This window comes from Pseudomonas sp. MAG002Y (assembly GCF_019400845.1).
Taxonomy (GTDB): domain Bacteria; phylum Pseudomonadota; class Gammaproteobacteria; order Pseudomonadales; family Pseudomonadaceae; genus Chryseomonas; species Chryseomonas luteola.
The window spans coordinates 229,961-243,755 of record NZ_WOEJ01000007.1; the positions used below are offsets into that span (position 1 = coordinate 229,961).

General features: G+C 59.0%; 9 protein-coding genes. 5 read left to right on the plus strand and 4 right to left on the minus strand.

The window, feature by feature from the left end; genetic code table 11:
- Positions 1-25 precede the first annotated feature (25 nt).
- The 5 genes from GM154_RS12570 (at position 26) to GM154_RS12590 (ending at position 3,923) form a co-directional block, all read left to right on the plus strand.
- On the plus strand, positions 26-406 hold the full coding sequence (locus GM154_RS12570) for a YqjD family protein (RefSeq protein WP_019365812.1): 381 nt from the start codon (positions 26-28) through the stop codon (positions 404-406).
- 16 nt (positions 407-422) lie between these two features.
- Complete coding sequence (locus tag GM154_RS12575) at positions 423-818, plus strand: phage holin family protein (protein ID WP_010795065.1); 396 nt, start codon at positions 423-425, stop codon at positions 816-818.
- Positions 815-1,168: a hypothetical protein gene (locus GM154_RS12580; RefSeq protein ID WP_010795066.1), complete on the plus strand. Its 354-nt coding sequence runs from the start codon at positions 815-817 to the stop codon at positions 1,166-1,168. The genes GM154_RS12575 and GM154_RS12580 overlap by 4 nt, the downstream gene beginning before the upstream one ends.
- A gap of 134 nt (positions 1,169-1,302) precedes the next feature.
- The gene (locus tag GM154_RS12585) at positions 1,303-2,481 is read left to right on the plus strand and encodes an EAL domain-containing protein (RefSeq protein WP_219652426.1); all 1,179 of its coding nucleotides are present in this window, start codon (positions 1,303-1,305) and stop codon (positions 2,479-2,481) included.
- Positions 2,482-2,591: 110 nt separating this feature from the next.
- Positions 2,592-3,923, plus strand: a complete 1,332-nt coding sequence (locus tag GM154_RS12590; RefSeq protein WP_019365814.1) for a deoxyguanosinetriphosphate triphosphohydrolase — start codon at positions 2,592-2,594, stop codon at positions 3,921-3,923.
- A gap of 42 nt (positions 3,924-3,965) precedes the next feature.
- On the opposite strand, the gene GM154_RS12595 is transcribed toward GM154_RS12590, so the two are convergent.
- Genes GM154_RS12595 through bcsA form a run of 4 tightly spaced genes read right to left on the minus strand, consistent with a single transcriptional unit; the run spans position 3,966 to position 13,792 of the window.
- Positions 3,966-4,994 carry a glycosyl hydrolase family 8 gene (locus GM154_RS12595; RefSeq protein ID WP_219652427.1) on the minus strand — a complete coding sequence of 343 codons (1,029 nt, stop codon included), beginning with the start codon at positions 4,992-4,994 and terminating at the stop codon, positions 3,966-3,968.
- The gene (bcsD, locus tag GM154_RS12600) at positions 4,984-5,445 is read right to left on the minus strand and encodes a cellulose biosynthesis protein BcsD (protein WP_219652428.1); all 462 of its coding nucleotides are present in this window, start codon (positions 5,443-5,445) and stop codon (positions 4,984-4,986) included. Before bcsD ends, GM154_RS12595 begins: the two co-directional genes overlap by 11 nt.
- Entirely contained in the window at positions 5,445-9,416 is a 3,972-nt protein-coding gene (locus GM154_RS12605; RefSeq protein WP_219652429.1) for a cellulose biosynthesis protein BcsC, read from the minus strand. The genes bcsD and GM154_RS12605 overlap by 1 nt, the downstream gene beginning before the upstream one ends.
- Positions 9,417-9,418: 2 nt before the next feature.
- On the minus strand, positions 9,419-13,792 hold the full coding sequence (bcsA, locus tag GM154_RS12610; RefSeq protein ID WP_219652430.1) for a UDP-forming cellulose synthase catalytic subunit: 4,374 nt from the start codon (positions 13,790-13,792) through the stop codon (positions 9,419-9,421).
- Between the last annotated feature and the right edge of the window lie 3 nt (positions 13,793-13,795).

Genomic DNA, 13,795 nt, shown 5'->3' on the forward strand with positions numbered 1-13,795 from the left:
CACGATCTTTGCAAGGAGTATCGATATGACGATGGAAAGCGTTCTTCCACCCTCGCAGGAAGACCAGACCGATTCCAGCACTCAAAAGCAGACTCACCGTGAAAACCTGCGTAATGTTCAGAATGCGATTACTGCCGAGTTTTCTGCACTGATTGCAGATGCCGAGCGCCTGCTCAAAGGTTCGACATCGTCTTCGGGCGAGCAGATGGATGAAGCCCGCAGCCGCCTGACTGATACCCTGGCCCGCGCCCGCGAAACCCTGAAAGCCCAGCAGGCTTCCGTGTACGATCAAAGCCGTGCGGCCGTTCAGACCACTGAAGAATACGTTATCGAGCACCCGCTGAAGTCCGTAGGCATCGCAGCCGGTATCGGCTTTGTAGTAGGCCTGTTATTCACCCGTCGCTGATAAAGGAGTGGGATGAATGGACATGACACCGCCGAATCCCCATGAAATACCAGACGAAGTACCCAAGCCGTCCCTGAAGCGGATGGCAGGTGCGGCAGTCGGTCTGGTCCAGAGTCACCTCGAGCTGCTGGGTATCGAGGTTCAGGAAGAGAAGGTTCGCACCTTCAAGCTGTTCCTGCTGACCGGCCTGAGCCTGATTTTCGGTTTGCTAGTCCTGGTGGGGCTATCGGCGGCCGTCATCATTGCGTTCTGGGATACTCACCGTTTGCTGGCAACCCTTCTGCTTTCCGCCGCTTACGCCGTCGCGATGGCGCTGTGTGTCTGGAAGGCCATGAGCTTGATAAAGGGAAATCCTCCGTTCCATGCCACGCTTGAAGAGCTGGCCCGTAATCGGGAGCGCCTACTGCCATGAACCAACCTCTAACGGCGGCTGTTGGCCGTCAGAAGCGTAAGGAAATGGTACGACTGCGCATGGAGCTGTACCGTCAGCAGATCGTTTACAACGCCGAGCCCTTGCACAATCCGCTCGGGACCTTGAAGGAGATGGTTCGTCCCAAGGACGTGGTCACTCAGTCCAAGGGGCCGTTGGTGATTGGTGCGACGCTGCTTCTATCGTTGTTTGGTAAGCGCCTGGGACCCATTGGACGCCTGGCGCGAATAGGTCTTGCCGTGTATCCCTTCGTCAAGCGTTACCAGACCGTGCGTCATAATCAGCACGCGCAGCACGCGGCGCAACAGGGTACTCATCACCCTTACCCTTAGGAATACTGGCGCACGGATGCGCCATATGCCTGCTCTATCCTAGCGAATATTGGCCGCATTCTTGCGAGAGAAAAGAGACCCTCTTTTCAACCTCAGGTCAGCTCACGGCAGACCTAATCCGCAGGAAGGACCCCGTGCTCACAGGATACCCTCTCGCCTTTTTCCAACCCTTCATCGATACCGCAACCGGACAGATCGCCGGCGTAGAAGCCTTGGGCCGCCTGCGTCAGGCAGACGGTAGCTGTCAGTCGGTAGGCCCACTGTTCGCGTCCCGTACGGTTTCACCCATAGACCTGCGCCAGCTGGATCGAGACATCCGTGATAATGCCCTGAGCCGCTTCCGCGACGCGCCACCAGACTGGTTTCTGAGCTTGAATATTTCCCCCTGCTGGATCAGCCACGCCCGTGCGGATCACCCATTGCCGAGCCTGAAGCAGGTCGAACGCCAGGGGATTGACCCTCGGCGTATCGTGTTTGAAATCACCGAGTTGGCAGGTAATCAACAACGCTTACTGGACGTGGTTCATCGCTACCGTACCGCCGGTGCCAGAATCGCTATTGATGACTTTGGTGCAGGCTATTCACAGCTGGATCGCGTCATGGACCTGGCACCGGATATCCTCAAGCTCGACATGCGTCTGTTCCAAGCCGCGGCCAGGGGTGGACCCAGTGGTGAAGTCGTCAGAGCCATGGCCCTGATGGCTGAGAAGATTGGCTGCTGGATCATTGCCGAAGGGGTTGAGACGGAAGAGGAGCTTGATTTCGCACTGGAATGTGGCGCTCGCTACATACAAGGCTTTCTTTTTGCGCAAGCGGCTGATCAGTTTCAACCAACCGGGGCCCATGTCGAGCGCTTTGCGGCCCTGCGAACACGTTATGTGCAGCGCAAGCTACGAGAGCGTACAAGGCTCATGATATTGCGCCAGCAACTGGCCCGTTTTATCCAGGAGGTGCGTCCCTGGGCAGAAAGCAGGTCAATGATCAGCGCACTTCCCCTTCCCCATGACCTGCCCTGGCTGCTGCGCCTGTATCAGTGCGATCGACATGGCACCCAGATAAGCCCGAATCTGGAATGGAACGGCATGTTCTGGCAGGAAAATCGTCGCTACCTGAACCACAACTGGTCATGGCGCCCATACTTTTACAGCCTCCTTGCCGAGGGCGTGGATGAGCGCCGCCTGAATCTCTCCACTACCTACCGGGACGCCACTACCAACCAGTACTGCATGACGGCAGGCCAGTTCATTGCCCAGGGGCAGCGGCTCCTGCTGATCGACATTGACGCCTCGCTTTTGACGGAGCCCCAGATCTGAAAACCTGCCTGATCGAGAACGGTCTATCGTGTAAGCAATGCCCCAGTATCGCCTACAGGCACAAGCCTGCTAGGGTACGCCACACGAAAACCGTTGTTGCGAGGTAGGCCTTGGACTGGCAAACACTTCTAACCCGCGAGCGCCTCGGCAAGGCTGTGCACAGCACCGCCGAACTGGGCCGCAGCCCGTTTCACAAAGATCACGACCGTATCATTTTCTCAGGCGCCTTTCGCCGCCTGGGACGTAAGACGCAGGTGCATCCGGTCAGCAGCAACGACCATATCCATACCCGACTGACCCACAGTCTTGAAGTCGCCTGTGTAGGCCGCTCGCTCGGTATGCGCGTAGGCGAAAGCCTGCGTCATCAGCTGCCGGACTGGTGCGAACCCAGCGATCTGGGGGTAATCGTGCAGTCAGCGTGCCTGGCGCACGACATCGGCAATCCTCCCTTCGGACACTCGGGGGAAGATGCGATTCGCCACTGGTTCGCCCAAGCGGCCGGCCGTGGCTGGCTGGATGACATGAGCGACATCGAGCGCGACGATTTCCTGCACTTCGAAGGCAATGCCCAAGGCTTTCGTGTCCTGACACAGCTGGAGTACCACCAGTTCGATGGAGGTACACGTCTCACGTATGCCACATTGGGGACTTACTTGAAGTACCCCTGGACGTCCCGCTATGCCGAGGCACCCGGCTACAAGAAACACAAGTTTGGCTGCTACCAGAGCGAGCTGCCGCTGCTTGAACAGATTGCCGGCAAATTGGGTATTCCTCTGCTTGGCGAGGAGCGTTGGGCGCGGCATCCGCTGGTCTATCTGATGGAAGCGGCCGATGACATTTGCTATGCGCTGATCGACCTGGAAGATGGGTTGGAAATGGATCTGCTTACCTATGCCGAAGTGGAAGCCCTGCTGCTGGGCCTCGTAGGCGATGATCTGCCCGAAACCTATCGCCAGCTCGGCCCACAGGACTCGCGTCGGCGCAAGCTGGCCATCTTGCGTGGCAAGGCCATCGAACACCTGACCAATGCCACGGCACGCGCCTTTGTCGAACAACAGGACGCCTTGCTGGCCGGCACCCTGAAGGACGATCTGGTTGAGCACATGGATGGTCCCGCCAAGCTGTGCGTGCAGCGCGCCAAAGCCATGGCCCGGGAAAAAATCTTCCAGGACAAGCGCAAGACACTGCATGAAATCGGTGCCTATACCACGCTTGAAATTCTGCTCAATGCGTTTTGTGGCGCAGCGCTTGAACAGCATCGCGGCCGTGAGCCGTCCTTCAAGCACCGGCGCATTCTGGACCTGTTAGGCAACAGCGCGCCGGACCCGAACTGGCCGCTGCACCGCTCGTTCATGCGGGTAATCGACTTTATCGCCGGCATGACGGACAGCTACGCCACCGAAATGGCCCGCGAGATGACAGGACGCTCAAGCCCTGTTTGACCATGCTCTTCAGCCGCTCGTTTTCATGAGCGGCTGAAGAGTTCAGCGAGCCTTGCCGCAGTTACCCTGCGCTATCTGACTCAGCATCAGCAGGGACGAGGAATAATAATCCTCCTGCTTCAACACTTCCGCCTGCAGGGATTGCGGCTGACCGTCGAGCAGCGCGCGAATACCCAGCACTCCCCAGGAGGCCGCATAGGGTGCAACCTCACCAGAAGCCAGATCGATCCAGGCAGGGGGCGAAGCCGGATCCTTGCTGTGCCAGAACGTACTGACTGCGCGCCACTCACCGCGCTTGCCAAGTTCTGCCCAGGCGCCATACAGCGGCACGCGGACGGCATCGAATCCAAAGCGTGACGGCCAGCCTTCGGCAGGCTTCAGGGTGCCGTCAGCTCCCAGGGCGATCCAGTCAGATGGTAATTTGGCCTCACCAAACTGCGCGGCTTGAAGTAATTGCGTGCCACTCTGGAAAAGCGCCGTCCAGGGGCCTTCCGGTTCGATCCGCGCAAAGGCTTGCAAGGCAGGAAAGATCCAGTACGACAGGTTGATAACGGTTCCGTCTGGACGCTTGAACCCTTCCAGACCTGGCAGCAGCAGCGTATAGCCCTGCTCGCGCTGGATCAGATGCGCTGCAATGGCGTCACGAATCTGTTTCGAAGCCTTTGCATAGGCAGGGTTCTGCCAACGCTCACCTGCTTGCTGCAAGGCCCAGGCAATAAGCAGGTCCCCATCGGATGCATTATTACGATCGGTGACGGCAGGATTTGCCTTTGGGTCGTACCTCCACGAGAACAATCGGTCCTCACGCTGCAGGGTCTGCTTCGTCCAGCTCCAAAGACGGTCAAACGCCCTGCGATCACCATTGGCCTCCGCAATCAGCATCGCGTAGCCCTGGCCCTCGGAATGGCTGATGCCCTGGTTACCCGTATCGGTAACACGTCCTTGCGCTGTCACGAACCGCTGCTGATAGATGTCCCAACCCTGCTGGCAGCTCAAGGGCTCTCCTGATACAAGGGCCGAGGCCAGACAAAGCACAGCCAGGAGGACACATCGCCATGTTCTAACCTGCACAGCGAAACACCAGCGCGCCTTCGGGCGACTCCAGCAGACGAACCTGCAGCCGACGCTCCTCTCCCTGCGCCTGGAATATGTACTCATATAGACCCTCCAATACGGCAGCCAGGCTCCGGGTCCAGCGCTCGGAAGACTCAAGTATTGGATAGCCACCGTGCACGATCTCGATGGCCTTGCCCTGCACGCCAAAGCGTACCCAGCCCCAATCCATGGCCTTCCAGCGCTCGTTGACAACCCTCTCCAATGCCTCAAGTGTAGGCTGCTCGCTTAACACCATGGATTCGCCCAGGCGAGTCCCTACCAGTCGCAGAAAACCCAGCGCATCAGTACTGCCAGCCGACTCATACATCTGGTTGATCAGCGTCAGAATAAGGCTGCCCCACCGCCCCCGCTCTTCTCGCGTGGACAAATAGGCAAGCGTCGCCTGTTCAATATCCTTGGACTGCATTACGGCAGGTTCTCCAGGTTGTGTTTCAAGTAGAGTTGTCCTGTGGTTTCGGAGTAATCACCAAAGGTATCGTAACTCAGCGCGCCGCCTACCTTGGTCTGCTTGCCCAGGCTATATTCGAGTTTAGCGCCCGCATTGAGCGCAAGCCCACTGTCACTGCTGCCCTTGTATCGGGCGCTGCTGACATAGCCCTGCCCTGCAAGGAACTCCATGCTCGATTGTAAGGCCTTGTCGGTCGGGAAGTAGTCTTCACTCTTCTGATTGAACGCCTGAAAGCCGGGCGCCACGTTGAATTTCGTGTCCCATTTGTTGTTGTACTTGGCGGTGTATTCGATCGGGAACGAGACGCCTACGTAATTTTGTGGGCTGAAATACCCGCCATGCCCGACGGTATAGCCGCTCAGATTCTTGTCAAAGCTGTTCCAGCCGAGGTGAATCCCTGTCTTGAGCTCACGGTCAGTCTCATGGATGGGGCGAACGTAGGCACCGGCATGGACTCCCAGGGCCTGGTTATCGGCAACGCCTTCTCCACGATAGATAAAGTAGTCGCCACCATAGTAAGCCCCCACATCGCCATCGTCGTAACTGTACTCAGCCGCTATACCGGTCTTGGTGACGCCACCCCAGCGCTTACCCGTCAGCGGGTCCTTGGCACCTGCATAGGACAAGACACTGTCTGTTACTGCGCGCCGTTCGACAGCCAGGGACAACTTGCCGTTATCACCGATCTTGGGCGTCCATTTAAACCCTCCCACCAGGTTTTGCTTCTCAAACCCGAGCGGGGTCGTGCCGACATCTGCCTGGAATTGTTCATGCCTGATTGCGGCGCTAAGCGCTACCCCGGAGTCGGACTGCGAACCCGGCTCGTAAGGTACCATCACGGCGCTGGCGCGGTTATTGACAAGACTTTCGAGCAGGGCGCGGCCTTTTCCACCCAAAGCATTGCCGGTGTCCGCACTCAACAGTTCGTTACGCACACTTTGCGCAGCGGCCTGTCGATCAGCCGCCGTCATGTTGGTTCGGCTGTAATTGACGCTTTCCAGAAAATGCGTCGTAACCTTCTGCTCGAAGTTGAACGCCATCTGCCGATAGAGACTACCGGAGCCAAACCGGTTGGCGCTGTCGCCCTCCACCGACCCTGCGCTGATGGAAACAGGCGTGGCGGCAAGCTCCAGCCGGGTATTACCGAACGGCACCAGTGAGACCGTCAACGGCGCATTGACCTCAGTCAGCCTGCTCAGGCCGGTATCGCCATCCCGTGCACGAATGTTCATGCCCCCTTGGATGAAGGGCATCCGCGCCTGTTGAAGATCCGCCAGGGTTCGCTGAATATCGGTCATCAATGGATCGGCTGGCAGACCTGAAGAGGCTCGCTGCGTGTGCAGATAGCCTGGAACAGCAGAATCAGCGCCTGCATCGGCCAGTATCAAAGGCGAGCCAGCCACCGCATACTCCTTGCGGAATGGATTGCCTTGCCCCAAGGCGGCCAACTCGGCAGACGAACCAGACGCCTGAGGCACCACGCCGTGTTGCTTGCGCTGAGCCGCTTTCAGAAGCTCGATGGCGGTGTCTGTCTTACCCTGGGCCTGAGCGATCCGGGCTGAAAGATAAAGCGAGGTGGCATTGTCTGTATGCCCGGCTTTCTTGAGAATGGCCGATGCGCGTGCCGGATCGTTCAATGCCAGAGCGGCATTCACACTACCCTTTACGGCATCCTCGTTGGCAGGGGTCTGCGCCAGTACATACTCGTACACCCCCAGCGCCTCTCTGGGCATGTGTCCGCCATCATAGAGCCGTCCCATCGCCAACAGCAGGTCCGGGTCCCGCGGCGACTGTGCCAGTGCAGCCATCAGCAGGTCATACGCTCCGGCGTTGTCGCCGCGCTTACGCATCCAGTCTGCCTGATTGACAGCAATCCCCCGGCGCAAGCCGATCAGGCTGGCCTCATCCACTGCCGACAATCGCCCGCGCCGCTCCAGCTGGTGCAGCAGCAGATCGGCTTCAGTCGTTTGACCGGCCTGGCTCAGCACCGAGACGACAGGCACATAATGGGTGACTGGCTGCTGGCCATCGTCACGCTCGAACGCTCTGACCAGCGACAATGCCCAGGCCGTTTGCCCCATATCGACCAGCGCCTGGGCCACAGCGCCGCGTCCACCAAGGTCCGAAGGCGCATTATCGTAGAGTTCGCGCAGGGCCTGGCGCGCCTGGATCGGATTACCACCGGCAACGATCCTGCGTACGCGGGCGATACGGCTGTTTATTTCGGTGCGCGCGATCAACTGAAGCATGTCCGGGGTACGAGCCGGCAAAGGAACACGCTCGATATACCGCTGGGCATCCTCCCAGCGCGCCTGCTCAATGGCGAATACTGCGGCGGCGTGCAAGGCCTCCGGATCGTTGCGGCGCGTATCCGGCTCCATAAGCGCCTGGGCCTGCACCGGGTCGGAACCGTGCACCAGCCGTGCATAGGCCAGGCGGATCCAGGGACTGTTTGGCGCAATGGCTAGGGCCTGCGCATAGAGTTTCAGCGCCTGTTCATTATTACCGGCCACGGATGCCTTGCGGGCACGCTCGCTCAAGGCCTGCGCTTCTACCTGCTCAAGGCTGCCTGCTGCCTGTTTGGCCACGGCAGGGTGCGCCTTGAGCAACGCCAACGCCTCGGCACTGCGTTGTTGCATGAGATAGCTGTTGTACAGCCCCAACCCTGCGGCAGTATCATCCGGGCGCGCGCTCAATAGAGGTTTATAAACGGCTTCCGCCTCGGCTGCCTTGCTATTACGCAGCAGAATGTCGCCATAAAGCAGCTTGCCCGAGCGCCCCTGCTCACCTGTGGCCTGCGCCAGAACCCGTGCCTGCTGCTCGGCCTCCATCAGGCGGCCCCGGTCACGTAAAGCGCGCACGGCGGTGAGTCGGCCGTAAAAATCGGCATTACCTATGGCCTCCGCCCAACGAGCACGTTGCGTCGGATCAAGCTGGCTGGCCCGCTCAAGGCTGCGCTTGGCCGCTTCGTAATCCTGGGCGCGCAATTGGATGATCCCCAGGCCGCCCCAGGCCTCGGCATCCTGTGGATCTTCCTGAAGCGCCTGCTGGAATTTACGGGCAGCCACATCGAGCCGACCTGCGTTCAAATCCTTGAAGGCTGCTGCCCTTGCCTGCCCCTGGGCGCGCTCGGCCTGAGCGTTGACCACCGTCCTGAAGTGCTGAACGACCTCGGCATCATTCGGATTGACCTGGGCGTAGCGCTCATACAGCGCCTGATCGGAAGATTCCGCACCCAACCACAGCAGCGCCTGTCGCCAGGATTGCCGCGCCTCAGGCACCGAGCCTGACAGTTCGGCCAGCTGATGGATTCCCTCCCGCCGCGTCTCGTCCCGGTAGGTCAGCGCCTCGGCAAGCGCCAGACGCGCCTTGAGGTCGGCTGGATTGCGGCGAACCTGCTGCTCCAACCCCTCGCGCCCCTGCACCCAACCGTTTTTTGTGCCTGCAAGCGTCTGGTAGTACTCAAGCGCCAAGTCATCTGGCGGAGGATTGCCGTTGAAGAGCGTTCTGTAGCGCAGGGCAGCCTCGTCAGCTTTACCTTGGCTTGCCAGCTGACGTATTTGCGGCAACTCGCTGCGATCAATCGTCTTGGCCTGCGCCTGGTTTTGCAGGGTCTCGATGCGGGCGCTGTCCGGGTGCAGTTGTTTGAGTTTCTGCAACCAGCCTTCGTAGGCCGCCCTGTCAGTACCCAGGGCAAGCTGAGCCTGGCGGTACAGGACCTTCTCGGATGCCGGATCAACCTGTAAAGCACGGTCGAGCGCCTGACGAGCCATGTCCGGCCGGTTGCGGCTCTGCCAAAAGCTGGCTTGCTGTAGCAAAACGTCTATACCCTGATTTGCAATCGCCGTATCAGGCAGATTGGCATAGGTCATTCCGCTGAGCGCGCACAGCACCGCGACCGATAAGGTTTTCAGCGCATACTTCGGCATGATCAATTCCTTTTGCCCAGTCGCTTGTGGGCCTGAAGCCTGAGCAGTGTGTGAAGCCCAAATGCCGCCAGCACTGCGGCAAGCAACAACAACCCCATCAGGACCAGGGGCCGCTCACTGAACAGCCAGCGCACATACATGAACCAAGGCAACTCGCCATAGGTGAAGCGCAGCCCGGTACGAAAGCTCTCCACCTGACCATCACGGCCAAACAAGGCGATATCGCCTCTGATCTCGGCGCTGTGTTCCGGGCTGTTCAAATAGGTAATGACATTAGGCAGGCGTTCTGGCTGGCTAGCCAATGCCATCACAACGACGCGCTTGTTGTTGAGGGGTGACTGGCGGCTGACAAACCCCTGAAAATCCCGATAGCCCGCCAGCGTGCGGTCGGCTGCATCCATCTGGCGATCCCAGTCACCCAGCAATACTGTTTCAAGCATGCCGGTTGGCGTGAGCGGCTCGATACGAAGCTGGTTCTGGGTGAGTGTGAAGGACGAGCCCTGGAACAGCGTCTTAAAATCCAGCCGATCACTGATCTGGCCAACCACCAGCCAGTCGCGGTCCGAGACTTCAGGCAGACGTGTGGTTCCCAAGAGCACGGTTGCGTTAAGGGCAGGATAGCCCGTGGCATCACCGAAACGCCCCATCAGCGTCAATAAGGCCTCAATCTCACTGGCGCGAGGTGAATGAGGCAGAATGAGCGCCGTCTGGGAAAGATCGGCCATACGTGTAAAGGGAAAGCCAGCGCCAACGAAGAAAGACAGATTGGGCAGCTGTGAAAAGTGCTTGGCTCCGCTCAGGTCAATCACTGAGTCGCCGTCGATGTAGCTATGCGCTGACTCCGGCAGCACGAGGTTGCAGTCTTCGGTGCTGGTGACCTGCTGGTTGTAGTAAAACCCTAGCTGGTTATCGCCATAGATCAGATACGGCGGCACTTCGATCACCGCATCTTCCTGGCGGCTGGGGTAGCCCAGCAGTGACTTTACCTTTTCATACAGGCCCGGCTTGAGTACCGATACTGAACTCAGGTATTGCCCGTTAAGTGAGACATCCAGTCGGGAGCGTGCGGCGTCGTACCAATCCCCTTCGGGGAAGCGAAACCGTATGCGCATCGGCACATTGTCGCCTTCCCAGAGAAAGTTATCGGGTGCAGCGCGAAAACCTATCTTGATGACACCTGGAAAGAGATTGTCGCTGGTCAGCGCCTCAGGCTTTGCCAGATCAGCGAAGCGGGTAACCTGATTGGAGATCCAGCGCGGCGCATCGTAAGGCCGGCGGGCCGGGATCGAAAACGCCGCTAAATTAGCAGCTTCCCCTTTCAGACGATCCGACCTTAGTACCAGATTCTGAGCGGCGACGCGGACTTCCGATGCATCACGCCCCAGCACCAGCAGGAGCTTGCCCAGGGAATCACGGGGGTTATCGACCACGGCCAGCACAGGACCTTCAATCGCTGGCAGGGTCAAACCTGTAAAGGATTCGCGTGCCGTGCCAATGAGAACGGCATTCCCCATCGGCAGCTCATTGAAGCTGACCGGAAATTCAGCGCCACGAAAGCGGGACTGCATACCAAACCAAGAGGCGACCATCGCAGCGCTTTCTATCTCACCCGCTTCAGGTTGATCGGGCAGTACCACAGGCAGGCGCAGGCGGCTCATGTCCGCCTCATCGAAAAAGGGTGCCGGCAGCAGCGCCAGATCGCGCGTAATAGGCAGCCGCTCCAGAGCCAGCTCCAACGTGGAGGCAGGGTCTATTCTGGCCCACAGCGCAGGATGTAACGGGTTCTCACATTGTTGTGAATAATGCGCATCAAGGCGCAGGTTCAGCCGATTATAAGGCAGGAGAAGTAGCGGATTGATGGGCAGGTCGACGTCCAGTCCCGAGGCGGTAGCAGGTACCAATGGAATGTTCTGAATCAGCTCATCGTTGACCGATACCTGCAGGACGCTGCTCTCGGCTAAAAGCTTGTCGGAATAGCTGAGGCGCAGGTGCAGCGTCGCGCCTGTAACCACCTGCTGGCGGTTGATGGAAAAAGCTACGCCCGCCTCCCCTCGCCGCCCCTTCAAGATCAGTGCATCGGACACGCCCAACCGGCTAAGGCTGATCGATTCAACCCTGCCGGGCATAGCAGGCATGCCAGCAGAGGTTATTGTACTGACGGGTGGCGGCAAGGCCGGGAGCGGCGGAAGGGGCTGTTCATCAGCCTTGGACGGCAAGGAAATAATACACAGCACGGCAACAACCACCAGGGCGGCGGCAGGCATCAGCGCCCTGGCAAATCCCCGTGGCTTGCGAGCCTTGGTTGCGTTGCCGGGCGAGCGTCTGGTCGGCCGCCTGACCAGTAGCGCGCCCGATCGGATCACATTCCACAATGAGCGCAGCGGGTTATCTTCCTGTGTTGGGTGCGTCTTGAGCCAGGCATCTGGCCGCCCCATGACGATAGCCACCAAATCGCGGCGTTGGGCAATTGAGAGGGGTTTGTAACGCAACTGCACATAGCCATCGCGAGCATTAACCATGTCTGTGCCCAGGATCAGAGGCGACTCGCCATACTGGATCTCGATCTCCTCGACTGGCGCGGACAACTCACCCCCCTTGTAACGAAGCCGCGCACCACCCATGGAAATATCCACCGACTCGCTGCGCACCACACGGCCATCGGCCAGGTACATGAGAATCGGCAGATTGACAGCGAGCCGCACGGTCTGGCGCACCTGCCGGGTCTCGAGTGCCGCTGCAATGGCCGCCAACAGGATCAACATGTTGAAGACTGTCCAGCCAATGTTGAGCATCAGCGTGAACAGATCCGGCCGAATCGCTTCGATCCAGAAATACTTGGCAATACCAAACAGGATGCCGGCACACAAAAAGCCCACCGTAATCAGGTGCGGCTTCACCACAGGAAAATCGAAGAAGCCCCGGTCCAGCAGATCGCCCTTGTCCGTCACGTTGAACTTGCCCTTCCTGGGGTTGAACAGCGTATAGAGCGTGGGCTTGATCAGGTGAAAGGCCAGCACCGTCTCGTAGATTTCCCCCCAGAAGGAATGACGGTGTTTACCCTGGATACGGGCATTCGTCAGGATCGACAGCACCAGATGGGGCAAGGCATAGGCAAAAATGGTCTGCGCCGAGGCAGCGATGATGTTCTGCCCCAGCAGCAGGAAGGCCAGCGGCGATGTCAGGAAGACAAAGCGCGGCAGGGCAAACTGGAAATGCAGCATGGCGTTCAGGTAGCAGAGCCGCTGAGGCAATGCCAGGCCCCTCCCGAGCAGCGGGTTATCCAGCCGGAAGATCTGCGTCATGCCTCGCGCCCAGCGCATACGCTGACCGACATGCAAGGCCAGGCGCTCTGTTGAAAGGCCTGCTGCCATGGGGATGCTGATAAAGGCTGTGTTCCATCCCTTGCGCTGCAGCTTGAGCGCCGTATGCGCGTCTTCGGTTACGGTCTCGACGGCAAACCCGTTCGTATCTTCTAAGGCCTTGCGGCGGATGATGGCACAAGAGCCGCAAAAGAACGTGGCGTTCCACAGGTCGTTGCCCTTCTGGATCGGGCCATAGAACAGCTCATCCTCACTGGGAACCTTGCCCTGGGTACTGAGGTTGCGGGCAAACGGATCTGGCGAATAGAAGTGATGTGGCGTCTGCACCAAGGCAAGCTTGGGGTCATCGAGGAACTGCCCGACCGTGGCCTGCAGGAAAACCCGGGTCGTGACGTGATCGCAGTCGAAGATGCAGATCAGGTCGCCGTGGGTCTTGGTCATCGCATGGTTGAGATTACCGGCCTTCGCATGATTGTTGTCCGGCCGAACGATATACCCCACGCCTGCGGCAGCGGCATATGCACCAAATTCGGGTCGACGACCATCATCGAGTACATAGATCCTGAGCTTGTCGGCCGGGTAATTCAGATTCTGGGCAGCCAGGATCGTATCCTGTACTACGCTCAGGCTCTCGTTATAGGTCGGAATGTAGACATCCACGCTTGGCCACACCGAGGTATCGGCTGGCAGACGGCTGGGCCTGCGCTCAAGCGGCCAGGCACTCTGGAAATAGCCCAACAGCAGGATGATCCAGGCATAGACCTCGGCCAGGTACAGACCGATGCCCAGAACCCACTCCACGCCATTGCTGAAATGCAGCGTCTCAGTGGTACGCCAGTAGAGATAGCGTGTCGAAAGCGTGATCGAAATGACCACCAGCGTCAAAGTGATTCGGGAAGAAGGGTTGCGCTTGAGCACCATCGTAAACAGGATGGCAGCCACGCTTAGCAGCAGCTGCATCTCGATGCTCATCGGCACCATGATGATCAGTGCAAGGATAGGCAACGCCAGAACAACAAGCCCGCTGGCTGCGAGCTTTCCGACTCCAGAATTCATCCT